We start from the raw sequence: 23,411 nt of genomic DNA, 5'->3' as shown, positions 1-23,411 counted from the left end.
CCATCGCGTTGATCCCGTACAGAAGCAGGTTCCCGGCAAGCGGATGACGCAAAAAGGGATTGACTAACCAAGGCCCGTTACAGAAGCCCGGATGGAGCGAAGCGCAATCCGGGAACGGTTTGTCAGGGTGCGAGAGGCCCCGGATTTCGCTGCGCTCCATCCGGGCTACATTGCGCCGCAAAAGCGCGGCGAGCGGAGTAAAACTACTCCGCCGCGGTCACCGGGACCTTGGCGCCCTGGCCGTAGCGCTGCTCGATGTAGTCGATCACCAGCGCCTTGAAGTCGGCGGAAATGGTCGGACCACGCAGGGTGCGGAACTTTTTGCCGTCGACGAACACGGGCGCGGCCGGGGCTTCGCCGGTGCCAGGCAACGAGATGCCGATATTGGCGTGCTTGGATTCGCCGGGACCGTTGACGATGCAGCCCATCACGGCGACATTGAGCTCTTCGACGCCCGGATATTTCGTCTTCCAGGTCGGCATCTCGTCGCGGATGAAACCCTGGATCGAGCTGGCCAGCTCCTGGAACGTGGTCGAGGTGGTGCGGCCGCAGCCGGGGCATGCCGCAACCAGCGGCACGAAGGTGCGGAAGCCCATGGTCTGGAGCAGCTCCTGACCGACCTGCACTTCACGGGTGCGGTCGCCGCCGGGCTCCGGCGTCAGCGAGATCCGGATGGTGTCGCCGATGCCCTGCTGAAGCAGAATGCCGAGCGCGGCCGAGGAGGCCACGATGCCCTTGGTACCCATACCGGCCTCGGTGAGACCGAGATGGATGGCGTAATCGGAACGGGACGCAAGATCCTGATAGACCGCGATGAGATCCTGCACCGCCGAGACCTTTGCGGACAGGATGATACGATCCTTCGGCATGCCGAGCTCTTCGGCGCGCGCGGCCGAGAGCAGCGCCGACTGCACCATCGCCTCGCGGGTCACCGCGCGGACATCGCGCGGATTGGCCGACACAGCGTTCTCGTCCATCAGCTTGGTCAGAAGCTCCTGGTCGAGCGAGCCCCAATTGGCGCCGATCCGGACCGGCTTGTTGTTCTTGTTCGCGATCTCGATGATGTCGCCGAACTGGGTGTCGCGCTTGTCCTTGAAGCCGACATTGCCGGGATTGATGCGGTATTTGGCGAGCGCCTCGGCGCAGGCCGGATAAGCCGCCAGCAGCTTGTGGCCGATATAATGGAAGTCGCCGATCAGCGGCGTGGTGATGCCGCGCTTGAGCAGGCCATCGCGGATGTGCGGAACGGCGGCAGCGGCCTCCTCGCGGTCCACGGTGATGCGGACCATTTCGGAGCCGGCGCGCGCGAGCGCTGCGACCTGGGCGATGGTGCCGTCGATATCGGCGGTGTCGGTGTTGGTCATCGACTGCACGACGATCGGCGCGCCGCCGCCGACGGCAACGCCGCCGACATTGACCTGGGTGGTCTGGTGCCGCGGCGCGGGGCCGGCGATGTCGGATTGAAGCGGGTTTTCGAGCTTGTTCATGGCGTCCAAATATCAGGTTTTGGTGACGTTCAGCAATGCATCAGGCGGCGCCGCAGCCAACCGGCTCGGACGGTTAACCAGAAAAAGCCCAGCAATTACAAGGACCGCGGCGGCCCCGAATGTCAGGCTCAAGGTGTCGTGCATGATGAAATAGCTACCCACCACGCCAAACAAAGGGGTGATGAAGGTAAAAGCCGACAATTTGCTGGCCGAATAGGTCTTCACCAGTGCGAACCAAAGCGTGAACGTGGTTCCCACCACCCAGATCGCCTGAAAGGCCATCAGGCCGAGCGACAGCGGTGACGGTGTATGGGTGATAGTCTCCCCGAACAGATACGCCGCCAAGCCCAGGATCGGGATCGAGATCGCCACCTGATAGCCCAGCGCCTTCTCCGGCGCGGCAAAGCGCAGCCGGGTGCCCTTGGCGACCAGCGTGGTCGCGGCCCACAGCGCAGCGCCGCCGACGATCAAGAGATCACCGAGCAGGATGTGTGAATCGACGTTGGGCTGCGGCACGCCGATCGCGAGCGCGACGCCGGCAAAGCTTACGGCGAGCCCCAGCCATTGCGAGGCGCCGAGCCGCTCACCGAGCACCTGATAGGAGCCGAGCGCGACGAAGAACGGCGCGGTGTAGAGGAACACCACCGCGCGCGAGGCGGAGGTGAGGCGCAGGCCCTGGAAGATCAGCACGAATTCGATACCGAACATCAGCCCGGCGATCAGGCCCGCCTTCCACGTCCCGTCACGCTCGAAGAAGTTGACGCCGCGCAAGCTGCCGACGATGAACAGCACCGGTAGTGCGCCCATCGAGCGGATCATGGCCTGCATCATCGGCGGGATATCCGGCAGCACCAGCTTCACCGCGATCTGGTTGAACCCCCAGGTCAGGCACAGCATGAGCATGAGGGCGATGGCGCCGGCACTGAGAGGGCGCCCGGCGGACGGCATTGCTTGAGGTGAGGACATTTCTTCCCAAAAACCGGCTTCGCGCCGTTGTTGCTTCAAGATGTTTTCTGACAATGGGTGCAGGTGCCCGTGATCTCCACCACGGACAATTTCGGCGCAAAGCCCGACGCACGAGCGGCGGAATTGAGGTCCTTGGCGAAGGACGCTGACGGAATCTCGCCGACCAGGCCGCAGCGCTCGCAGATCAGGAACGCCACCGCGGAGGTCGCATCGTGGTCGTGGGCGGCGCAGGCGAGATAGGCGTTGCGGCTTTCGATGCGGTGCACCAGGCCGTTGGTCATCAAGAACTCGAGAGCACGGTAGACCGTGATCGGCGCCGGCCGAGGTATCGCCTTGGCGAGCTCGTCGATCACCTCATAGGCCCCCAGCGGCCGATGGCTGGAGAGCAGCGCTCCGAGCACCTGGCGGCGAATCGGCGTGAACTTCTGCGCGCGTTGCTCGCAGACCGCCTCGGCATGCGACAGCGCGTCCGCGGTGCAGCGGCCGTGATCGTGGTCGGGCGCAGGAAATGCCGGCTTTGCAAAGGTCATTGTCTGTCTTCTAGCATTTCGGCCGGGGAACCCAAAGGCCGCGCCGCGCCCGGCTGTCAGCCATGCTTTTCCGGCGGGACAGCGTCCCGATACCCCGCCATGAAATAATCATAAGCTTGCTTATAGTATCCAAAGCTTATTGGAGACCAAGCTCATGAGCCGCGGGCCCGTGGACCAGAACTTCCTGTTTACGCTTGCCGAGCTCTATCGCCTGCTGCGCGTCTACGCCGACAAAGAGGCCTCGCGCTTCGGCATCACCCGGGCCCAATGGGCGGTGCTGGCCAAGGTCGAACGCAGCGAGGGCATGAAGCAGTCGGAACTTGCCGAGCTGCTGGAGGTACAGCCGATCACCCTGACGCGCCTGATCGACAAGCTCTGCGACAATGACTGGATCGAGCGTCGCAGCGACGCCTCGGATCGCCGCGTCAAACGCCTGTACCTCAAGAAGGCCGCCCGGACGTTGCTCGGCAAGATGAGCGGCCTGCGGTCAGAAATCACGGCCAACGCGCTCGAGGGCATTAGTCCGGCGGACGCAAACCGTCTCCTCACCCAGCTCGAAACAATCAAAGAGAACGTGCGTGACGCGATCCAGGCGAGCGGCGCGGAACAAGCACGCAAGGAGCAGCGCTATGGCTGATCAGGTCCTCAAATTTCAGCCCGAGCAGAAGATCGAGAGCGGCAAGCCCACCAAGAAGGCTGGCACCGACCCGCGGCGCCGCCTGATGGCCGGCTTGCGTCGGTATCGCCGCGTCCTGCTCCTAGTCGTGCTGCCGGTCGTCGTCGCCGTTGCCGGCCTTGCCTTCTACCTCAATGGCGGCCGCTATGTCGGTACCGACGACGCCTATGTCGGCGCGCAGAAAGTCCTGGTTACACCCGACATCTCCGGCAAGATCCAGAAGGTCGTCGTGAAAGAAGGTCAGACCGTCAAGCAAGGCGACGAGCTGTTCGAGATCGACCCCGTTCCGTTTCGCCACACGGTGGAAGAAGCCAAGGCGCAGGTCGCGCAAGCCCGCACGACCTACGACAATCTCGTTGCCAACATCAAGATCTACGGCGACATGCTCAATCTCGCCCAGCAGGGCATCGACCTGAAGCAGCGCGACGTCGAGCGCAAGCAGGCGCTGGTGAAGAACAACTACGGCTCACAGCTCGATCTCGACAACGCGTCGAATGCGCTGGTCACGGCCGGAGCGCAGGCGCAGTTCATCAAACAGCAGCTCTCCAATGCCAAGACACAATTGCTCGGCGATCCCGCGTTGCCGCTGGAGCAATTCCCGCCCTACGCGCAGGCGAAAGCCAAGCTGGACGACGCCCAGCGCAACCTCGACCACACCGTGCTGCGCGCGCCGATGGATGGCGTGGCGACTCAGGTCGAGCAGATCCAGCTCGGCCGCTACGTCGCCGCGGGCACGCCGGTGTTCTCCATCATCGACGTCGCCCACCCCTGGGTCGACGCCAATCCGAAGGAAAGCGACCTCACCTACGTCACCGAAGGCCAGCCGGTCACGCTTGAGGTCGATGCGTTCCCGAACCACGTCTTCAAGGGCAAGATCGGCTCGCTTTCGCCCGGCACCGGCGCGCAATTCGCGATCCTGCCGCCGCAGAACGCGACCGGCAATTTCGTCAAGGTGGTGCAACGCGTGCCGGTCCGGATCTATTTCGACGAGACCGACAAATACGTGCGGAAGCTGAAGGCCGGCATGAGCGTCTATGCCACCATCGACACCGGCCATCAGCGCTCGCTCGCCGGCCTCTTCGGCCTGTCTGCAACGGCGAACCAGGACAAGGACTGATCCGGTGTCCGGCCCCAATGCGCATTTGATGGTCCCCGGCCTGCGCCGGAACATGGTGACGATCTGCGCCATGACCGCGACCATCATGCAGGCCCTGGACACCACCATCGCCAACGTCGCCTTGCCCTACATGCAGGGCACGCTGTCGGCCTCCCAGGACCAGATCAACTGGGTGCTGACCTCCTACATCGTCGCCGCCGCGATCATGACGGCGCCCGTGGGCTGGATCGCCAACCGCTTCGGCCGCAAGCGCATCTTCATCATCTGCTCGGCCGGCTTCACCTTTGCGTCCGTGCTGTGCGGGCTGGCGCAGGACATCAACCAGATGGTGCTGTTCCGCCTGCTGCAAGGCGTGTTCGGCGCGGCCCTGGTGCCGCTGTCGCAATCGGTCATGCTCGACTATTACACGCTCCAGGAACGCGCCAAGGCGATGTCGATCTGGGGCATGGGCGTGATGATGGGCCCGATCATGGGGCCCTCCCTTGGTGCGTGGCTGACCGAGACCTATTCCTGGCACTGGGTGTTCTTCGTCAACATCCCGTTCGGCGCCATCACCGTGCTCGGGCTGATCGTCTTCATGGACGAGACCAGGAAGGACCTCAGCCTCAAATTCGACTGGTTCGGCTTCGCCGCGCTGGCGATCGCGATCGGCTCGCTTCAACTCGCGCTGGACAGGGGAGAGCAATTGGGCTGGCTCGAGTCCAACGAAATCATCGCGGAATTCATCGTCTCGGCCGTCGCGTTCTACTTCTTTATTGCGCACTCCTTCACGACCTCGACGCCGTTCATCCGCTTCGCGCTGTTCAGGGACCGCAATTTCGTCACCGGCTGCATGTTCATGATCGTGATGGGCCTCGTGCTGTTCTCGACCATGGCGCTGGCCTCGCCCTACATGCAGAACGTGATCGGCTATCCCATCATCACCGCGGGCCTGCTGCTGGCGAGCCGCGGCTTCGGCACCTTCTTCGCCATGATGCTGGTCGGCCGCATGATGCGCTATGTCGAGGCGCGCACGTTGATCATCGCGGGCCTGACGCTGACCGCGGGCTCGCTGTTCCAGATGACCGGCTGGACCGACCTGACCCAGGTGCCGGAGATCGTCACTGTCAGCGTCATCCAGGGCTTCGGCTTCGGCCTCGTCTTCGTGCCGCTCTCGACGGTGGCGTTCCTGACCTTGTCGAACGAGCTGCGTACCGACGGCACCGCGATGCTGACCCTGATGCGCAACGTCGCGAGCTCGGTCGGCATTTCCGTCGTGATCGCCCAGCTGACGCAGGGCACGCGGCGGACTTATGCGATCCTCTCCGAGAACATCAACCCGTTCAACCACGCGCTCCAGATGCCCGACGTCAGCGGCATGATCAATCTCTCCACCGATGCCGGCCGCGCCATGGCCGACAGGATGGTCAGTGTGCAGGCACAGATCATCGCCTTCGCGCACGACTACCAGCTGATAATGTTCTTCATTCTCTGCACCATCCCGCTCGCTTTGTTGATCGGCTCGACCAAGGCCACGCTGCGCAAGCAGGCCGCGGGGCCGGAACATGCAGTGATGGAGTAGGTCTCGTTAGCACGTGGCGCGCCAAGGAGTAGCCGCCGTCCCGGACAAGCGAGCGAAGCGGAGCGCTGATCCGGGACGACACTGAAGGTGCGGCGCGTGCTCCTACAAAAACTCCTCGCAGCCTAAATCATCCACGGCCGCAAATACCCGCTCCATATTATTCCACCAGATCAGCGGCGGGACGTTGATGCTCCACTGCCAGACCGGGCTGGTGATGTGCCAGAGCACTGACCAGCGATAGTCGCGATCGAGCGCGCCGCGCGTGTAGCCCGTGATGCCGTTTTCGATCAACGTGTCGTGGTAGAGATTGAGCAGCGGGCGTTCGAGCGCCTGCCGGCGCTCCGGATACCATTGCATCGCCATCATGTCGGCGAGGTCGCCGGCCGGCACGTTGATATTCCAAAGGTCGAAATCGAAAACGCGCGCGGTATCTGTGACGCCCGCGCGCGGCAGCAGGAAATTCCAGATATGGGCATCGCCATGGATGATGCTGAGGTGACGCCGCGAATGGTACCGCTCGGACAGCCGGGCCGACTGGTCGATGAGACGGCGGTAGAGAATGCGGCGCTCTTCGCTGAGGCGGTCACCGAGCAGATCGGCAAAGCGGTCGTAATGGCCGGCAAAAGTCTCCATGTGCATCGCGCTGTCCTCAGCGCTCATCCAGTTGCCGACGGTCTCGCCAAGACTGGCATGATCCCACCACGCCGCGTGCCAGCGCGCCAGAGCAGTGACGATTGCCGTTGCCTGCTCGCGCGAGGGCGGCAGCGGCCATTGGGTCGCGATCGCATGGCTGTCGGTGAGGTCCTCAAGCAGGAGATGCCAAGTGAGGCTCTCCTCGTCGAAATGCCCGTCGAAGCAGCGCGGCACCAGCCCCGGCGGCATTCTCGGTGCAAGCTGTGTGTAGAAGGCAACCTCGCGACGGCCGCCGTTTGCGAGCGTCTTGGCGTAAGTGGCGTGCGCCGTCTTGAGAATCAGAGACTGCGGGGCGCCGTCGGATTCCCCGACGTAACGCAGGCCAAGCCTGACGATGTGCGACACGGCGGTGTCGCGCTGATGCAGCACCTTCACTTCGCGGACCGCACCGCGATCCAGTGCGCCGCCCCTGCGTAGCGCGGCTGTCAGTTGGGCGGGCTCAACGACCGCCGGCAATTGTGGAGTTGCCATGAACTACGATGCCCCGTGCCGCGCCATACTGCACGATCACAACCGCCGGCACCAGCGGATGACGTCGCGCCGAGCTCACGCCGCAGCCGTGGAGTCGCGCACGGTCCGGACCACGACCGACCGCAGCTGTTCGAGGTTGGTCGCCATGCCGGCGATCGCCTGCCTGACTTCCTCGGCGCGCTCGTTCACCGCACCGGCGTCGCGGCTGACGTTTGCGATTTTGATCGAGACCTCCCTCGCCGCGCAGGCCGACTCGGAAACCGACCGGGCGATCTCCCGTGTCGCTACGTCCTGCTCCTCCATCGCTGCGGCAACCGAGGTCGCGACGCCGTCGATCTCGACGATGTGGCCTCCCATGGTCTCGACTGCGTCGACGGCGGCCTGCGTCGAGGCCTGGATCTCGGTGATGAGGCGCGCGATCTCCTCGGTCGATTTGGCGGTCTGGTCGGACAAGGATTTCACTTCGGCTGCGACCACTGCAAAGCCGCGGCCGGCTTCGCCGGCGCGTGCCGCCTCGATCGTGGCGTTAAGCGCCAGAAGGTTGGTCTGGCCGGCGATGCCGCCAATCAGGTCGGTGACCTCGGCGATCTTTTTGACCGATCCAGCCAGCGTCTGGATGGTCGAGCGCGCCTGCTCGCGGCCGGCGACCGCCGATTTGGTGACGGTGCTGGTGCGTGCGACCTGAGTGGCAATCTCCCGAATCGAGGCGCTCAGCTCCTCAGCCGCGGCCGAGACGGTTTGCGAACTGCTCAGGGCCTGGGTGGACGCCGAAGCCACCGCCTGCGACTCCGTGGCCAACGACCGGGCAATCTCGGACAGGCTGGAGGCGGCCCGTTCGACGCCCTGGGTAGCCGCGCTCGCAGTGTCGACCGAGCGGCCGGTTTCCCGCTCGACCGTCTCGGCCATCTGGTGCAGGGCACCGCGCTTGGCGATCGCTGCCTCGTGCTCCTTCTGCAGCTGTTGTTCGCGCAGCCGGGCATTGTCGACCGCCGCCTGCTTGAACACGAGCACGGCGCCCGCCATCCAGCCGACCTCGTCCTGACGGTGCGCGAAGGGGATGTCGGCGGCAAGGTCGCCGGTCGCAAGCTTCTGCATCGTTTCCGTCATGCGCACGATCGGGCGCACCACGCCGAAGACGACGCCGAGCAGGCCGGCGGCAATGAAGGCCAGGATGGCAGCGGCAACGCCGAGGAGGATATAAAGCATGAAGCTGTCGCGGTCGGCGGCCAGCTTCTCCATGTCGGCATTCTGCTTGTTCGCGTTCTCGACGATGCTGTCGATAATGGCACGATGTGCGCTGTAGGCGTCCTTGAGCTGCGCATAGACGCGTTCGGCGCCGGCCATGTCGTTGCTCTTCAAGGCCGGCATGAGCTGATCGGAGAGGAGCTTCCAATCGACACCAGTGCGGACTTCAGATCGGCCGAGAGGCTGGAGGTGGTCCAGTACGCCTTGCGCTCGTCATAATCCTTGCGGAGCTGGACCAGGCGCTCGCCATGGGCCGCGAGCTGGTCCGGCTCGCGCATGGCAAGGGTGGCTTCGAGATAGGCCTCGATCACGTATTCCGGCGGCGGCAGGATGTCGGCGATGAGGTCGTTGCCCAGCTTGATGTCGGAATAGAGGGGACCGCCGACCTTGAGCTCGCGTAGGGCGTAAAGGCTGGTCGAGACGACCGCGGTAAAGCCAATGGCGAGAACGATCCCGAATGCAATGATCGCAGAAGAAAGCGACAGGCGAATTTTCATGAAAAATCCTGGCCATGCTTAAAATTCGCGTCGATCCTAGATCAACATGGTAAATACGGAATTGCACCGGCGAAAAGTCGCGGCGAGGAAAACTACGCAGAAATACGGAGAGGACGCTGAACTATCGTTTTTGGGGCAGCGAAGCTGACACACAAACCTAAAAACATTGCACGCGCAGACAACCGCGTGCCGGCGACTCGATATTGCCGGCCCGCGTTGCCTCAGACGTCGAAGAACACCGTCTCGTCGCCGCCCTGGAGCCGCAGGTCGAGGCGATAGACCGGCTTGCCGGCTTCGCGCACAGCGATCAGGGTCGCGCGGCGGTCGGCAGGCACCAGCGCCAACACGGGATCGGCGACGTTGCCGGCCTCGTCGCTGAAATAGACGCGGGTGTAGAGATGCCGCAGCATGCCGCGGCCGAACACCGCAAGAACGATGTGCGGCGCCTGCAGCTTGCCGTCGGGATCGGGCACCGGACCCGGCTTGATGGTGTCGAAGGAATACTTGCCGTCCTTGTCGGTGCCGCAGCGGGCGAAGCCGCGGAAACTGGCATTCGGCAGCGCGCGCTTGTCCTGCGGGTCGGCAAAGCGCCCTTGTGCGTCCGCCTGCCAGATTTCCAGCATGACGTCAGGCACGGCGATGCCGTCGCCGTCGAACACCCGGCCCTCGATGCGGATGCGGTCGCCGGTGACGTCGGGCGTGAGCGTCGAGCTGGTGAACGCGTCATTCCAGGCGTATTCGCCGTTCGGCGTCAGGCCGTATTTGAAGAACGGACCGACGGTCTGCGATGGCGTGATACCGTTGTCCTTCTCGTTGTCCTGCACTTACTGATTCTCCATAGGCGTGGCGTTCTTGCCGCGCAGCACGATGTCAAAGCGGTAGCACAGCGCCCATTCGGGCTGGGTGTTCTCAAGATCGAACGACGAGACCATCCGCGCCCGCGCTTTCTCGTCCGGTACCGAGTTGAAGATCGGGTCGAACGGAAACAAGGGATCATTCGGGAAGTACATCTGCGTCACGAGGCGCGTGACGAAGGAATGGCCGAACACCGACAGATGGATATGCGCGGGACGCCAGGCGTTGTGGTGATTGCCCCAGGGATAAGCACCCGGCTTGATGGTGACGAAGCGGTAGTAACCCGCGGCATCGCTCTGCGTGCGGCCGGCGCCGGTAAAATTCGGGTCGAGCGGCGCGGGATGCTGGTCGCGGACATGGACGTAGCGGCCGCAGGCATTGGCCTGCCAGATCTCGACCAGTGAGTTCGGCACGCCGCGGCCATCTTCGTCGCGGACATGGCCATGCACGATGATGCGCTCGCCGAGCGGCTCGGCACTGTGCTGGCGGGTGAGATCGTTGTCGCCCTCGCGCACGGTCTCGTGACTATAGACCGGACCGGTCAATTCCGACAGCGTGTGCCGCATCGGGATCAACGGCTTGTTCGGCGCGCGCTTGATCGAGCTCTTGTATTCGGGCGACAGCGGCAGCGGATGCGCCTTGTTGCTGTCGACGGGATAGATGAATGTCATTGGCGAACTCCTCCCCGGCCATTTTGTTTCCGCCGGTCAACGCTTCCGCAAATCATTATAGGACATAACTAATTTGGGGAAGCGGTTCCTTCGGCTCTGACTCGGGTCTTTCGGTGTCCATCATGGCCGGGCTTGTCCCGGCCATGACGAGATTGTGGCAGGGCTCCCTGCTCTCGAAGACAGAGCGCTTTAATTCAACTTCTCGATCGCGACCGCCACGCCTTGGCCGACGCCGACGCACATGGTGGCGAGGGCGAGCTTGCCGCCGCGCTTTTCCATGCCGTGGACGGCGGTGAGCGCGAGGCGCGCGCCGCTCATGCCGAGCGGATGGCCGAGCGCGATGGCGCCGCCATGCGGATTGACGAAATCGGCATCGTCGGCAACGCCGAGCTGGCGCATGCAGGCGATGCCTTGCGAGGCGAAGGCCTCGTTGAGCTCGATCAAATCGAAATCGCTGATCTTCTTGCCGAGCCGCTCCATCAGCTTGCGGGTGGCCGGCACCGGGCCGATGCCCATGATGCGCGGCGGCACGCCGGCCGAGGCGAGGCCGAGAATGCGCGCGCGCGGCGTGAGGCCGTGCTTTTTCACCGCGGCTTCGGAGGCGAGGATCATCGCGGCGGCGCCGTCATTGACGCCGGAGGCATTGCCCGCGGTCACCGTGCCGGGATTGCGCACGATCGGCTTCAGTTTTGCCAAACCTTCCAGCGTGGTCTCGGGACGCGGATGCTCGTCCTTGTCGACGGTGATCGGGCCGGCCTTGCCGCCGGGAATGGTGATCGGGATGATCTCTTCGGCGAAGTAGCCGGCGGCGATCGCGGCGCCCGCGCGCTGCTGCGAGCGGATGGCGAAGGCGTCCTGGTCGGCGCGCGAGACCTGGAATTCCTCGGCGACGTTCTCGCCGGTCTCCGGCATGGCGTCGACGCCATACTGCGCCTTCAGCAGCGGATTGATGAAGCGCCAGCCGATGGTGGTGTCGAAGATCTCGGCCGAGCGCGAGAAGGCTTCCTGCGCCTTGCCCATCACGAAGGGCGCGCGGGTCATGGATTCGACACCGCCGGCAATCGCAAGCTCGATCTCCCCGGAACGGATGGCGCGGCCGGCCGCACCGACCGCATCGAGGCCGGAGGCGCAGAGTCGGTTCAGAGTCTGGCCGGGAACCGAATCCGGCAGGCCCGCAAGCAGCAGCGCCATGCGCGCGACGTTGCGGTTGTCCTCGCCGGCCTGGTTGGCGCAGCCGAAGAAGACCTCGTCAACCTGTGCCCAATCGAGATTGGGGTGCTTGGCCATCAGCGCCTTGATCGGCGCCGCCGCGAGGTCGTCGGCGCGCACCTTGGCGAGCGAGCCGCCGAAGCGGCCGATCGGGGTCCGCACGGCATCGCAGATAAAGACATCACGCATCGCTGTTCTCCCTGAATGCCGCGGTCCGGCCAAAATTCTTCAATGTCGGCGGAGTTTTAGGAGGGCGCCCGCGGCAGGTCAATTGACGGTTTCTCGCGAACCGCGTGGCTTGGCGCATGCTAGCCATGAAACCTCCGCCGTCATTCCGGGGCGTCCGGAGGGCGAGCCCGGAATCCATAGCCACCGATCGGGATTATGGATTCCGGGCCTGCGCCTATCGCCGCATCCCGGAATGACGATGAGAATGTGGCAGCTCTTCGCCCGATGCGGACAGCGTGGAAAACCCGCTCCTGCGGACCAAACCGATAGGATGCTCAGGCGAAATTTTGTAGGTTGCGCCGCCCATGACAGTACAACAACCGATCCCTGTGCCGCCCCCCGACGACACGTCCGCACCGCCGGCGGAAGCTGCCGCGCGCGTCACGCCGATGATGGAACAATACCTTGAAATCAAGGCGGCCCATCCGGGCCTGCTGCTGTTCTACCGGATGGGCGATTTCTACGAGCTGTTCTTCGAGGACGCGGAGATCGCCTCCAGAACGCTCGGCATCGTGCTGACCAAGCGCGGCAAGCATCAGGGCGCGGATATTCCGATGTGCGGCGTGCCGGTCGAGCGTTCCGAGGATTATCTGCATCGCCTGATCAGCGCCGGCCACCGGGTTGCGGTGTGCGAACAGACCGAGGATCCCGCGGCGGCGAAAGCGCGCGGCAACAAGAGCGTGGTGCGCCGCGGCGTGGTGCGGCTGGTCACCCCGGGGACGCTGACCGAGGATACGCTGCTCGACGCACGCGCCAACAATTATTTGCTGGCGATCGCGCGCGCCCGCGCCTCCGGCGGCGGCGATCGCTTTGGACTCGCCTGGATCGACATCTCGACCGCCGAGTTCACAGTGATGGAATGTTCCAGCGGTGAGCTCGCCGCAACGCTGGCACGCATCAACCCGAACGAAGCAATCGTCACCGACGCGCTCTACAACGACAGCGAGCTCGGACAGACTTTGCGCGAGCTGCCGGCGGTGACGCCGCTGACCCGCGACGTCTTCGACGGCGCCACCGCCGAAAAGCGCCTGTGCGATTATTTCGCGGTTGCGACCATGGACGGGCTGGCGCAGCTCACACGTCTGGAGGCGACCGCCGCGGCCGCGGCCGTCACCTATGTCGACCGCACCCAGGTCGGCAAGCATCCGCCATTGTCGCCGCCTGCGCGCGAGGCATCCGGCGCGACCATGGCGATCGATCCGGCGACACGCGCCAATCTCGAACTGACGCGAACGCTAGCCGGCGAACGCCGCGGCTCGCTGCTCGATGCCATCGACTGCACGGTGACCTCGGCCGGCTCGCGCCTGCTGGCACAGCGGCTGGCAGCGCCCCTGACCGATGCACCGGCAATCGCGCGGCGGCTCGATGCCGTCAGCACCTTTGTTGCGGACTCGGCTGCGCGCGAGGATATCCGCAGCATCCTGCGCGGCGCGCCCGACATGTCGCGGGCGCTGGCCCGCCTCTCGGTCGGCCGCGGCGGCCCGCGCGACCTCGCCGGCATCCGTGACGGCATCATCGCCGCCGACCAGGTGCTGACGCGCCTCGGCGAGATCAACCAGCCGCCGCAGGAGATCGCTGTGGTGATGGCGGCCTTGCAGCGTCCGTCGCGGGAGCTCGCAGCAGAATTTGCCCGTGCGCTCGACGAGCAATTGCCGCTGATCAAGCGCGATGGCGGCTTCGTGCGCCACGGTTACGAGCCCGCGCTCGACGAAACGCGAAGCCTGCGCGACGCCTCGCGCCTCGTGGTGGCCTCGATGCAGGCGCGCTACGCCGACAACACGGGCGTGAAGGGCCTGAAGATCCGCCACAACAACGTGCTCGGCTATTTCGTCGAGGTGACCGCGCAGCACGGCGACAAGCTGATGTCGGCGCCGCTGAATGCGACCTTCATCCATCGCCAGACGCTGGCCGGACAGGTGCGCTTCACCACCTCGGAATTGGGGGAGATCGAGGCCAAGATCGCCAATGCCGGCGACCGTGCGCTCGGGCTCGAGCTCGAGATTTTCGAACGGCTCTGCGCCAAGGCGCTCCATATCAGCGAGGATTTGCGGTCCGCCGCCCATGCCTTCGCTCTGCTCGACGTCGCGACGTCCCTGGCAAAGCTGGCGATCGACGAGAACTACGTGCGGCCCGAGGTTGATGGCTCCCTCGGCTTTGCGATCGAGGCCGGCCGCCATCCCGTGGTCGAGCAGGCGCTCAAACGCAACGGCGAGCCGTTCATCGCGAATGCCTGCGATCTGTCGCCCGGACCCGCGCAAAAGTCCGGCCAGCTCTGGCTGCTGACCGGCCCGAACATGGCCGGTAAATCGACCTTCCTGCGCCAGAACGCACTGATCGCGCTGATGGCGCAGATCGGCAGCTTCGTGCCGGCCACGCGTGCGCGGATCGGCATCATCGACCGCCTGTTCTCGCGCGTCGGCGCCGCCGACGATCTCGCGCGCGGCCGCTCCACCTTCATGGTGGAGATGGTCGAGACTGCGGCGATCCTGAACCAGGCCGGCGAGCGCTCGCTCGTGATCCTCGACGAGATCGGCCGCGGCACCGCGACCTTCGACGGACTCTCGATTGCCTGGGCCGCGATCGAGCATCTGCATGAGAGCAACCGCTGCCGCACGCTGTTCGCCACGCATTATCACGAGCTGACCGCGCTCTCGGCAAAACTGCCGCGGATGTTCAACGCCACGGTGCGGGTGAAGGAGTGGCAGGGCAATGTCGTGTTCCTGCACGAGGTGCTGCCGGGCTCGGCCGACCGCTCCTACGGCATCCAGGTGGCCAAGCTCGCCGGCCTGCCGCCCGCCGTGATCACGCGCGCAAAATCCGTACTGGCGAAGTTAGAGGCTCAGGACCGCGGCCAGACCGCCCGCGCCTTGGCCGACGATCTGCCGCTGTTCGCGGTGCCCTCGCGCGCCGCGGCCGAAGCCGCACCGCCGAGCGAGGCCGAACTGCTGATTGACGCCGTGAAGGCGCTGCATCCCGACGAGATGTCCCCGCGCGAGGCGCTGGATGCGCTCTATGCGTTGAAGGCCAAGCTGCCGAGGCAGTGACGGTGCTGTAGGGTGGGCAAAGCGGAGCGTGCCCACCACGCAACAAGGTGATCGCAGAGAGATGGTGGGCACGGCGCGCGAAGCGCGCGCCTTCCACCCTACGGCACCTGCGCCAGCCGCTTCCTTCGCCCGTTCCACCACAGCGTCAAATTCCAGGCGATGCAGGTGGCGAGCCCCACGCCGAGGCCGATTGCCGAGCCGAAATTGGCGGCGCCGACATGCAGCACGGCGATCGCCATGCCGAATCCGAGCAGGCCCCAGGCTGAATTGGCGAGCACGGCGGCAGTCGGCGGACCGCCGATGCGCGGATGCAGGATCACCATGATGCTGGTGAACACGATCGGGTACAGCGCAATGATGCCGCTGATCCTTGGACCGACCCAGCCCGATGTCGAGACCACGATCGCGACAAGGGTTGCGACCAGCAAAGCCCGCATGGGCACGTCATACCAGCGGCGTGTCACCAGCGGCATTTTCACATGGCGATAGCCCGCCAGGAGCGGAATGCAGATCCCGAATGCGATCAAATTGGCGGCGAGCCCGGCGGTGAGCGACCAGTCAAACTGGCGAATGATCGACGCAAGCACGACCCAGACCGCGACCGCGCTTCCGCAACTCACCAGAAGGCTCCGTCGCTGCGCCAGCACGACATAAATGACGCACATGAAAATCGTCGCCGCGTTGACCGGCAGGCTTGCCAGCGCGCCCTGCGCAATGAAGGCAGCGTCATGGTCAAGCGCGAGGAAGACATAGGACGGACCGGCGGACACCGGCAGGGTCGCGACCAGCGCGCCGATCACCGGCCCTGCGCGTTCAGTGATGATCGAGGCCGTCACGACGAACGCCGCCGCGATCGCCATGCGCAGGAGGAGGAAGAGGATGATTTGGAACTCGGGGGACATTCTTATCTGTCGTCCCGGACAAGCGCAGCGAAGCGGAGCGCAGATCCGGGACCCATAACCACAGGCTTCGCTGCGTTAGACGGCGGTGATTACCAGCTTCCCAAAACAATCGGCGTCGGGGGTAATCGCGACGAGCAAGTGCTCGCGCGGGGGTCCTGGGTTTCGCCAGGACGACACCGATGATTGGATTGCCACCTCGGGCTACATCCGCTGCATCGACACCGAAACTTTCGGACCGTTCTTGATGGTCTGATAGACCACGCAATAGCGCTCGGTGAGTTTCAGCAGCAGATCGAGCTTGTCCTGCGGCGCATCGGTGTCGACCTCGAAGCGCAGGCGGATCTCGGCGAAGCCGACCGGGGTCTCCTTATCGACGCCGAGCGTGCCGCGAAAATCGAGATCACCCTCGGCATAGACATTCCCGGTCTTGAGCGGCACCTCGATCGCGGTCGCGACCGATTTCAGCGTGACGCCGGCGCAGGCGACGAGTGCCTCGAGCAGCATGTCGCCGGAACAGAGCTCGAGGCCGGAGCCGCCGGTGGCCGGATGCAGGCCCGCCATGGCGATGGCGCGGCCGGTCTCGACCTTGCAGGCGATGCCTTCGCTGTCGGTCGAACCCTTGGCTTTCAGCGTGATCATCGCGGTCTTGGGATCGGTCTTGTAGCGCTCCTTGATCGGGGCCTGCATCTGGCGCAGTTCTGCGGCGTCCATCTTGTTCTCTCCCGGAAAAGTTCGCCTGCCGATGTACCGGCTTGAGACGAGATTGTCACCACCACATAGCCTGACCGGGACCCTGGGTTGCGTCACGGTCGGACACGCGGCGGTCGAGCGAACGATCGAGTGACGTCAGCACGCTGCGCTTGAAATTCTCGAACAGCGGCGAATTGCGGTCGCGTGGGCGGCCCAGATTGACCTCGATCCGGTCGAACAGCCGACCCGGCCGCGGCCGCATCACCAGCACGCGATCGGCCAGCACCACGGCTTCGTCGACGTCATGTGTGACGAGGATCAGCGTCGGCCGCGTGTCGGCCCAGAGGTCGAGCAGATGATCCTGGAGATCGCGGCGCGTGAAGGCGTCGAGCGCGGAGAACGGTTCGTCGAGCAGGAGCACCTCGGGCTGCGGCACCAACGCGCGGGCGATCGCGACGCGCTGCGCCTGCCCGCCCGAAAGCTCGCGCGGCCAGGCCTGCGCCTTGTCCACAAGCCCGACGCGTTCGAGCGCGCGCGCGACCTTCTCGCGCCGATCAGCGGCGGGTAAATCGGCAAGACCAAAGCCGATATTGTCGGCGACGCTGAGCCAGGGCAGCAGCCGCGGCTCCTGGAAGATGATGCCGATCTTGGCATGCGGCGAAGCGATCGCCTCATTGTCGAGCGTGACGGTGCCGGAGCTGGCGCGATCGAGGCCGGCGATGGCGCGCAGCAGCGTGGACTTGCCGCAGCCGGAGCCGCCGATGACGGCGACGATCTCGCCCTGTTTGATCTCGGCGGAAAAGCGCGCCAGCGCCTGCACGCCGTTGGGATAGGTCTTGCTGACCCGGTCGAGCGCCAGCATCGCGTTACGCTCCCTTCAAGTTTCCGTGGCGCGCCCGAAGGCGTCCTGCCAGCGCAGGAACGGCGCGGCCGCAATTTCGATCAGCCAGTCGGTAAGCTTGCCGAGAATCGCGAAGATCACGATGGCTGCGAGGATCTGCGCGGGCTTGCCGAGTTGCTGGCCGTCGAGCAGGAGATAGCCGAGCCCTTCGGAGGCGCCGATCAACTCGGCCGCCACCACGAACATCCAGCCCAGGCCGAGACCGACACGCAAGGACACGACGTAAGCCGGCAGCACTGCGGGCAGCAGGATGCGGCGGATCATCGCCGGACCGGCGAGGCGGAAGGTGCGGCCGACCTCGACGATCTTGCGATCGACGATGAGGATCGCGCCCATCACGCCGAGATAGACCGGGAAGAACACGCCGACCGCGATCAGCGCGATCTTCGACGTTTCGAAAATGCCGAGCCAGAGGATGAACAGCGGCACCCAGGCGAGCGACGGTATCGCGCGCAGCGCCTGCACGGTCGGATCGAGCAGCCGGCGCGCCAGCGACCAGTAGCCGGAGATGGCCCCCAGCAGCGTGCCCGCGACCACGCCGAAGGCGAAGCCGAGCCCGACGCGCCACAGCGTCGCGGCAATGTGGCGGACCAGTTCGCCGGAGCGGGCGAGATCAGTGATGGTGGCAAAGACGCGCGAGGGGGGCGGCACCAGCCGGCCGTTGGACCAGCCAAGCCAGACCACAAGTTCCCAGCCGAGCGCGAGGATCAGCGGCAACAACACACCCAGCATCGGCCGTGCATAACGCACGATGCGCGACGGCGCGGCGGCGCTCTCGGCCGGTTCCGAGGTTTGTTGCAGGGCTGGCGCGTCGGAGATCATGGCCGTAGGAAGCGCGTCTGGTTGGGGAAAGCAACACTACTATTGCCGCGCCCTCCGCTGCTTTTCCCTTCTCCCTTGCGGGAGAAGGTGGCGCGAAGTGCCGGACGAGCGGTTCTTTCCGCTCGCAATACTGATCGTGAGGAAAGATACCCTCACCCGCCTCGCTTCGCGAGGTACCCTCCCCCACAAGGGGGAGGGAAAGAGCATCTCAATTCGTCGGCAGCGGGACCTGGTCGTCGATCAGCGCGTCCAGCGTCGCCTTCACGTCGACCTTGGAGTCGACGACGCCGGCCTGTTGCAGGGCGAGGCCCGCGGCGAGGATCGACTCGCGCTGCGGCGCGCCGATGCGGCTGTGGGTGAGCTCGGTGCGCTCCTTGAGCTGCTTGTCGACGACAGGCTCCGGCAGCTTGGTCACTGCGATGAAGGTCTTCTTCAGCTCGTCGTAATTGGCCAGCGAATATTTGCGCGCCTCTTCGTACACCGCGAGCACGCGGCGGGCGGCATCCGGATAGTCCTTCAAGAACTGCTCGCGCACATTGAGGATGCCCCAGGTATTGGCGTCGGCGTTGCGGTAGAACAGTTTTGCGCCCTCCTCGACCTCGGCCTGCGCCATCATCGGATCGAGCCCGGCCCACGCATCGACGTCGCCGCGGATCAGCGCGGTCTTGCCGTCAGCATGCTGGAGCAGCACCGGCGTGATGTCTTTTTCGGTGAGGCCTGCGCCAAGCAGCGCGCGCACCAGGAAGATGTGCGGATCGGTACCGCGCGTCACCGCGACACGTTTGCCCTTGAGGTCCGCAACGGTTGCGATCTTGGAATCCTTTGATGTCACCAGCGCGGTCCATTCGGGACGCGAATAGACGTAGATCGATTTGATCGGGTTGCCGTTGATGCGGGCGACCAGCGCCGCCGAGCCGGCGGTCGAGCCGAAATCGATCGAGCCGGCATTGAGGAATTCGAGCGCCTTGTTCGAGCCCGCCGACTGCACCCAGGTGACGGTGATGCCGTCCTTGGCGAACTCCTTCTCCAGAAGGCCCTTCTGCTTCAGGACCATCGACACGGGATTATAGGTCGCCCAGTCGATACGGATTTCCTTGAGCGGATCCGCCGCCCGCGCCGCGGGGCTCACAGCAAGAGCCACCGCTCCGGCCAACAGTATGCGTCGTGTAATCCCAGTCATGCCCAGCCTCCTCAAAACTTCATTGTTTTTCAATGAGTTATATCCAGAGGTCAACGAGAAAATCCGCCCCTTGAAAGCGCGCCAGCCGAGGACAAGTTTTCCCAAAGCCGCATCTTTCCAGCATGGAACGACTATTGCCAGAGAATGGCGGGTGACAGCGCCTGTCACCTCTTATATCCGGTGAGACATGGACAGCGTCGCAACTGAGCACAAGGCCGAGGTGGACGATCGCTTCGACACCGCGCGGATCACGGTCGCGGTCGATGCGCTTGCCGAGAAGCATCAGGGACGTGAAGACACGTTCCGCACGGCCGTGGCGCAATTGCTCAAGGCCGAGCTGATCGCAGCGCGCGCCGTGGCACAGGCGATCCTGCTGAAGGACCGTCACGGCCGCCGCTGCGCCGAGCGGCTGTGCCACGTGCAGGACGAGATCATCCGTATCCTGTATTCGGCGGCGACCCGACATCTCTACCGCTCGCCGATCCCGAGCGGAGCGGAGCGCATGGCGGTGGTCGCGACCGGCGGCTATGGCCGCGGCCTGATGGCACCGGAATCCGACATCGATCTCCTGTTCATCCTGCCCTACAAGCAGACCGCCTGGGGCGAGCAGGTCGCCGAGGCCATTCTCTACTGCCTCTGGGACATGGGGCTGAAGGTCGGGCACGCCACACGCTCGGTCGATGAATCGATCCGGCAGGCGCGCGGCGACATGACCATCCGCACCGCGATCCTGGAAACGCGCTTCCTCACCGGCGACCAGCCGCTCTATGACGAGCTGGTCGCGCGCTTCGATAAGGACGTGGTGCAGGGCACGGCGTCCGAATTCGTCACCGCAAAGCTCGCCGAGCGCGAAGAGCGCCACCGCCGCGGCGGCCAGTCGCGCTACCTGGTCGAGCCCAACGTCAAGGACGGCAAGGGCGCCTTGCGCGACCTGCACACGCTGTTCTGGATCGCCAAATACGTCTACCGCGTCCGCGACACCGACGAATTGGTCGAGCGCGGCGTGTTCGACGCGCAGGAATACCGCACCTTTCGCCGCTGCGCCGACTTCCTCTGGTCGGTGCGCTGCAATCTGCACTTCTACTCCGGCCGCGCGGAGGAGCGCCTCTCCTTCGATCTCCAGCGCGAGATCGCGGTCCGGCTCGGCTACACCTCGCATCCCGGCATGCAGGACGTCGAGCGCTTCATGAAGCACTACTTCCTGGTCGCCAAGGAAGTGGGCAACCTCACCGCCATCCTCTGCGCCAAGCTCGAGGACCAGCAGGCCAAGCCCGCGCCGGTGCTGAGCCGGATGATGGCGCGGCTGCGCCCCACCCCCGTGAAGCGGCGCGTCCCTGATAGCGACGATTTCATCGTCGACAACAACCGCATCAACGTCGCCGCGCCCGACGTATTCAAGCACGATCCGGTCAATCTGATCCGCATCTTCCGCCTGGCGCAGAAGAACAACCTCGCCTTCCATCCGGATGCGATGCGTGGCGTGACGCGCTCGCTCGGCCTGATCAACGCGCAGCTTCGCGAAAATCCCGAGGCGAACCGGCTGTTCATGGAGATCCTGACCTCCGACAACGCGGAGATCGTGCTGCGGCGGATGAACGAGACCGGCGTGCTCGGCCATTTCATCCGCGCGTTCGGCAAGATCGTCTCGATGATGCAGTTCAACATGTATCATCACTACACCGTCGACGAGCATTTGATCCGCTGCATCGGCTTCCTTCAAGACATCGAGCGTGGCGGCATCGAGGAGTTCACGCTGGCCAGCGACCTCATGCGCAAGAGCCGGCCCGAGCATCGGTCGGTGATCTACATCGCGACGCTGCTGCACGACGTCGCCAAGGGCCGACCCGAGGATCATTCGATCGCCGGCGCCAAGGTGGCGCGACGGCTCTGCCCACGGCTCGGCTTCAGTCCGGCCGACACCGAGCTCGTGGCCTGGCTGATCGAGGAGCATCTGACGATGTCCACGGTCGCGCAGTCGCGCGATCTCTCCGACCGCAAGACCATCGAGAATTTCGCCGCCGTGGTGCAGTCGGTCGAGCAGATGAAGCTCTTGACGATCCTGACCACCGCCGACATCCGCGGCGTCGGTCCCGGCGTGTGGAACGGCTGGAAGGCGCAGCTCCTGCGCTCTCTCTATTATGAGACCGAACCGGTGCTGACCGGCGGCTTCTCGGAGGTCGACCGCGGCAAGCGCCTGACGGCGGCCTACGCCGAGTTCCGCATGGCCTTCGCCGAGTGGCCGGCGGACGAGCTCGATGCCTATGTCGGCCGGCACTATCCCGCCTATTGGCTCAAGGTCGAGTTGCCGCGAAAGATCCGCCATGCCCGCTTCGTCCGCTCTAGCGAGCAGGCCGGCCACAAGCTCGCGATCAATGTCGGCTTCGACGAGGTGCGCGGCGTCACCGAGCTCACGATCTTCGCTGCCGACCATCCCTGGCTGCTCTCGATCATCGCGGGCGCCTGCGCCTCGGCCGGCGCCAACATCGTCGACGCACAGATCTACACCACGACCGACGGCCGCGCGCTCGACACGATCTCGATCTCCAGGGAATACGACCGCGACGAGGACGAGGGAAGGCGCGCCACCCGCATCGGCGAGATGATCGAGGACGTGCTGGAAGGCAAGCTGCGCCTTCCGGAAGTGGTGGCGCGGCGCACCGTGCGCAGCAAGGCGCGGCCGTTCGTGATCGAGCCGGAAGTGACCATCAACAACCAATGGTCCGACCGCTACACCGTGATCGAGGTCTCCGGCCTCGACCGCCCCGGCCTGCTCTACGAGCTGACCACCGCGATCTCGAAGCTCAATCTCAACATCGCCTCGGCCCATGTCGCGACCTTCGGCGAGCGCGCCCGCGACGTCTTCTACGTCACCGACCTCCTGGGCGCGCAAATCAACGCGCCGACGCGCCAGTCCGCAATCAAAAGCGCACTGACCCACGTGATGGCCGGCGACAAGGCGGTGCAGCCGGCGGCGTGAGGGCGGCGCGGCCCCTCAAATCTCCACCCCCTCGTGCCGCAGCAGCCAGCGCTTGCGCTCGAGGCCGCCGCCATACTTCACCAGCGAGCCATCGGCGCCGATCAGGCGGTGGCACGGCAGCACCACGCTGATCGGGTTGGAGCCGTTGGCATGGCCGACGGCGCGGATGGCCTTGGGCCGATCGATCCTTGCGGCCAGCGCGCCGTAGCTCATCGTGGTGCCGGCAGGGATCTTGGCAAGCGCGGTCCAGACCTTCTGCTGGAACGGCGTGCCGGCGATGCGCCACGCGATGGCCGAGAGCTGGCCGAGATCGCCTTTGAAATAACGCGACAGCGCAGTTCGCATCTCCGTCGGCGCAGGCTGGCCGCTCAGGTCCACCGCGCCGTAATGCAGGCGCAACAGCTCACGCATACGGTGCTCGTAGTCCTCCCAGTCGAGCCCGCGCAAGGCACCCCCGGCGTCGGTGACAAGCAAGGCAATCCCGATCGGCGTCATCAGGCGATCGAGACCGAAGCTTACAGACGGGTTGGTTGATCGAGCGGCCATTGCAACACCATTGCATCGAAACACGCCATCGCACTTGCCATGCCGGCCGTGCTAACGTCCACCCGAAAGCTGACGCTTTTGGGGGAGCTCAACTTTGATCCTGATCGCATTGTTCCTGACCTGAGGCTCTAAGGCGCAGCGTC

General features: G+C 64.9%; 18 protein-coding genes and 1 pseudogene. 5 read left to right on the top strand and 14 right to left on the bottom strand.

Translation table 11 applies throughout. The annotated features are described in order from the left end of the window. Window positions 1-203: 203 nt before the first annotated feature. Genes ispG through IVA80_RS21785 form a run of 3 tightly spaced genes read right to left on the bottom strand, consistent with a single transcriptional unit; the run spans window position 204 to window position 2,983 of the window. Window positions 204-1,487, bottom strand: a complete 1,284-nt coding sequence (gene ispG, locus IVA80_RS21795) for a flavodoxin-dependent (E)-4-hydroxy-3-methylbut-2-enyl-diphosphate synthase (protein WP_247434987.1) — start codon at window positions 1,485-1,487, stop codon at window positions 204-206. 12 nt (window positions 1,488-1,499) lie between these two features. Beyond that, on the bottom strand, window positions 1,500-2,453 hold the full coding sequence (locus tag IVA80_RS21790; RefSeq protein WP_247434984.1) for a DMT family transporter: 954 nt from the start codon (window positions 2,451-2,453) through the stop codon (window positions 1,500-1,502). Between the two features lie 35 nt (window positions 2,454-2,488). Beyond that, on the bottom strand, window positions 2,489-2,983 hold the full coding sequence (locus tag IVA80_RS21785; RefSeq protein ID WP_247434982.1) for a transcriptional repressor: 495 nt from the start codon (window positions 2,981-2,983) through the stop codon (window positions 2,489-2,491). 154 nt (window positions 2,984-3,137) lie between these two features. On the opposite strand from IVA80_RS21785, the gene IVA80_RS21780 reads away from it, so the two are divergent. From IVA80_RS21780 to IVA80_RS21770, 3 genes are read left to right on the top strand one after another with little or no spacing between them, the layout of a single operon-like run. Further along, window positions 3,138-3,620, top strand: coding sequence for a MarR family transcriptional regulator (locus tag IVA80_RS21780; protein WP_247434979.1), 483 nt, complete (start codon window positions 3,138-3,140; stop codon window positions 3,618-3,620). After that, window positions 3,613-4,776, top strand: a complete 1,164-nt coding sequence (locus IVA80_RS21775) for an HlyD family secretion protein (protein ID WP_247434976.1) — start codon at window positions 3,613-3,615, stop codon at window positions 4,774-4,776. Before IVA80_RS21780 ends, IVA80_RS21775 begins: the two co-directional genes overlap by 8 nt. Before the next feature lie 4 nt (window positions 4,777-4,780). Continuing rightward, window positions 4,781-6,337 (top strand): MDR family MFS transporter, encoded by a 1,557-nt coding sequence (locus tag IVA80_RS21770; protein ID WP_247434973.1) that lies wholly within the window; start codon window positions 4,781-4,783, stop codon window positions 6,335-6,337. Between the two features lie 102 nt (window positions 6,338-6,439). Here the strand turns inward: IVA80_RS21770 and IVA80_RS21765 are convergent, their stop codons facing one another. The 5 genes and pseudogenes from IVA80_RS21765 to pcaF form a co-directional block, all read right to left on the bottom strand. Continuing rightward, on the bottom strand, window positions 6,440-7,501 hold the full coding sequence (locus tag IVA80_RS21765; protein WP_247434970.1) for an ecdysteroid 22-kinase family protein: 1,062 nt from the start codon (window positions 7,499-7,501) through the stop codon (window positions 6,440-6,442). A 75-nt stretch (window positions 7,502-7,576) separates the two neighbouring features. Next, window positions 7,577-9,243, bottom strand: a pseudogene (locus IVA80_RS21760) (HAMP domain-containing methyl-accepting chemotaxis protein). A 221-nt stretch (window positions 9,244-9,464) separates the two neighbouring features. Beyond that, window positions 9,465-10,067 carry a protocatechuate 3,4-dioxygenase subunit alpha gene (gene pcaG, locus IVA80_RS21755; RefSeq protein ID WP_247434967.1) on the bottom strand — a complete coding sequence of 201 codons (603 nt, stop codon included), beginning with the start codon at window positions 10,065-10,067 and terminating at the stop codon, window positions 9,465-9,467. Beyond that, entirely contained in the window at window positions 10,068-10,769 is a 702-nt protein-coding gene (gene pcaH / locus IVA80_RS21750) for a protocatechuate 3,4-dioxygenase subunit beta (RefSeq protein WP_247434965.1), read from the bottom strand. A 189-nt stretch (window positions 10,770-10,958) separates the two neighbouring features. Next, window positions 10,959-12,167, bottom strand: coding sequence for a 3-oxoadipyl-CoA thiolase (gene pcaF / locus IVA80_RS21745; protein WP_247434963.1), 1,209 nt, complete (start codon window positions 12,165-12,167; stop codon window positions 10,959-10,961). Window positions 12,168-12,511: 344 nt separating this feature from the next. On the opposite strand from pcaF, the gene mutS reads away from it, so the two are divergent. Then, the gene (gene mutS / locus IVA80_RS21740) at window positions 12,512-15,250 is read left to right on the top strand and encodes a DNA mismatch repair protein MutS (RefSeq protein ID WP_247434959.1); all 2,739 of its coding nucleotides are present in this window, start codon (window positions 12,512-12,514) and stop codon (window positions 15,248-15,250) included. Window positions 15,251-15,348: 98 nt separating this feature from the next. Here the strand turns inward: mutS and IVA80_RS21735 are convergent, their stop codons facing one another. The 5 genes from IVA80_RS21735 to IVA80_RS21715 form a co-directional block, all read right to left on the bottom strand. Continuing rightward, the gene (locus tag IVA80_RS21735; protein ID WP_247434956.1) at window positions 15,349-16,152 is read right to left on the bottom strand and encodes a hypothetical protein; all 804 of its coding nucleotides are present in this window, start codon (window positions 16,150-16,152) and stop codon (window positions 15,349-15,351) included. A 201-nt stretch (window positions 16,153-16,353) separates the two neighbouring features. Beyond that, entirely contained in the window at window positions 16,354-16,863 is a 510-nt protein-coding gene (locus IVA80_RS21730; protein ID WP_212303282.1) for an OsmC family protein, read from the bottom strand. 55 nt (window positions 16,864-16,918) lie between these two features. Then, window positions 16,919-17,704: an ABC transporter ATP-binding protein gene (locus tag IVA80_RS21725; protein WP_247434953.1), complete on the bottom strand. Its 786-nt coding sequence runs from the start codon at window positions 17,702-17,704 to the stop codon at window positions 16,919-16,921. A 15-nt stretch (window positions 17,705-17,719) separates the two neighbouring features. Then, window positions 17,720-18,565, bottom strand: a complete 846-nt coding sequence (locus IVA80_RS21720) for an ABC transporter permease (protein WP_247434950.1) — start codon at window positions 18,563-18,565, stop codon at window positions 17,720-17,722. A gap of 208 nt (window positions 18,566-18,773) precedes the next feature. Next, complete coding sequence (locus IVA80_RS21715; protein WP_247434946.1) at window positions 18,774-19,745, bottom strand: aliphatic sulfonate ABC transporter substrate-binding protein; 972 nt, start codon at window positions 19,743-19,745, stop codon at window positions 18,774-18,776. 187 nt (window positions 19,746-19,932) lie between these two features. Here IVA80_RS21715 and IVA80_RS21710 point away from each other — a divergent pair, with 187 nt between their 5' ends. After that, window positions 19,933-22,722, top strand: coding sequence for a [protein-PII] uridylyltransferase (locus IVA80_RS21710; protein ID WP_247434943.1), 2,790 nt, complete (start codon window positions 19,933-19,935; stop codon window positions 22,720-22,722). A 15-nt stretch (window positions 22,723-22,737) separates the two neighbouring features. Here IVA80_RS21710 and IVA80_RS21705 read toward each other — a convergent pair whose 3' ends face one another. Beyond that, the gene (locus tag IVA80_RS21705) at window positions 22,738-23,268 is read right to left on the bottom strand and encodes a methylated-DNA--[protein]-cysteine S-methyltransferase (RefSeq protein WP_247434937.1); all 531 of its coding nucleotides are present in this window, start codon (window positions 23,266-23,268) and stop codon (window positions 22,738-22,740) included. Between the last annotated feature and the right edge of the window lie 143 nt (window positions 23,269-23,411).

Origin of the sequence: Bradyrhizobium sp. 139 (assembly GCF_023074175.1) — a bacterium.
Classification (GTDB): Bacteria; Pseudomonadota; Alphaproteobacteria; order Rhizobiales; family Xanthobacteraceae; genus Bradyrhizobium.
Note: the sequence above shows the minus strand (reverse complement) of the source record. Positions and strands in the feature narration are given on the sequence as shown.

Excerpts from the sequence above, each read along its gene's own strand:
- ispG (WP_247434987.1), bottom strand. The coding sequence starts at position 1,487 with ATGAACAAGCTCGAAAACCCGCTTCAATCCGACATCGCCGGCCCCGCG.
- IVA80_RS21790 (WP_247434984.1), bottom strand. The coding sequence starts at position 2,453 with ATGTCCTCACCTCAAGCAATGCCGTCCGCCGGGCGCCCTCTCAGTGCC.
- IVA80_RS21785 (WP_247434982.1), bottom strand. The coding sequence starts at position 2,983 with ATGACCTTTGCAAAGCCGGCATTTCCTGCGCCCGACCACGATCACGGC.
- IVA80_RS21780 (WP_247434979.1), top strand. The coding sequence starts at position 3,138 with ATGAGCCGCGGGCCCGTGGACCAGAACTTCCTGTTTACGCTTGCCGAG.
- IVA80_RS21775 (WP_247434976.1), top strand. The coding sequence starts at position 3,613 with ATGGCTGATCAGGTCCTCAAATTTCAGCCCGAGCAGAAGATCGAGAGC.
- IVA80_RS21765 (WP_247434970.1), bottom strand. The coding sequence starts at position 7,501 with ATGGCAACTCCACAATTGCCGGCGGTCGTTGAGCCCGCCCAACTGACA.
- pcaH (WP_247434965.1), bottom strand. The coding sequence starts at position 10,769 with ATGACATTCATCTATCCCGTCGACAGCAACAAGGCGCATCCGCTGCCG.
- pcaF (WP_247434963.1), bottom strand. The coding sequence starts at position 12,167 with ATGCGTGATGTCTTTATCTGCGATGCCGTGCGGACCCCGATCGGCCGC.
- mutS (WP_247434959.1), top strand. The coding sequence starts at position 12,512 with ATGACAGTACAACAACCGATCCCTGTGCCGCCCCCCGACGACACGTCC.
- IVA80_RS21735 (WP_247434956.1), bottom strand. The coding sequence starts at position 16,152 with ATGTCCCCCGAGTTCCAAATCATCCTCTTCCTCCTCCTGCGCATGGCG.
- IVA80_RS21730 (WP_212303282.1), bottom strand. The coding sequence starts at position 16,863 with ATGGACGCCGCAGAACTGCGCCAGATGCAGGCCCCGATCAAGGAGCGC.
- IVA80_RS21725 (WP_247434953.1), bottom strand. The coding sequence starts at position 17,704 with ATGCTGGCGCTCGACCGGGTCAGCAAGACCTATCCCAACGGCGTGCAG.
- IVA80_RS21720 (WP_247434950.1), bottom strand. The coding sequence starts at position 18,565 with ATGATCTCCGACGCGCCAGCCCTGCAACAAACCTCGGAACCGGCCGAG.
- IVA80_RS21715 (WP_247434946.1), bottom strand. The coding sequence starts at position 19,745 with ATGACTGGGATTACACGACGCATACTGTTGGCCGGAGCGGTGGCTCTT.
- IVA80_RS21710 (WP_247434943.1), top strand. The coding sequence starts at position 19,933 with ATGGACAGCGTCGCAACTGAGCACAAGGCCGAGGTGGACGATCGCTTC.
- IVA80_RS21705 (WP_247434937.1), bottom strand. The coding sequence starts at position 23,268 with ATGGCCGCTCGATCAACCAACCCGTCTGTAAGCTTCGGTCTCGATCGC.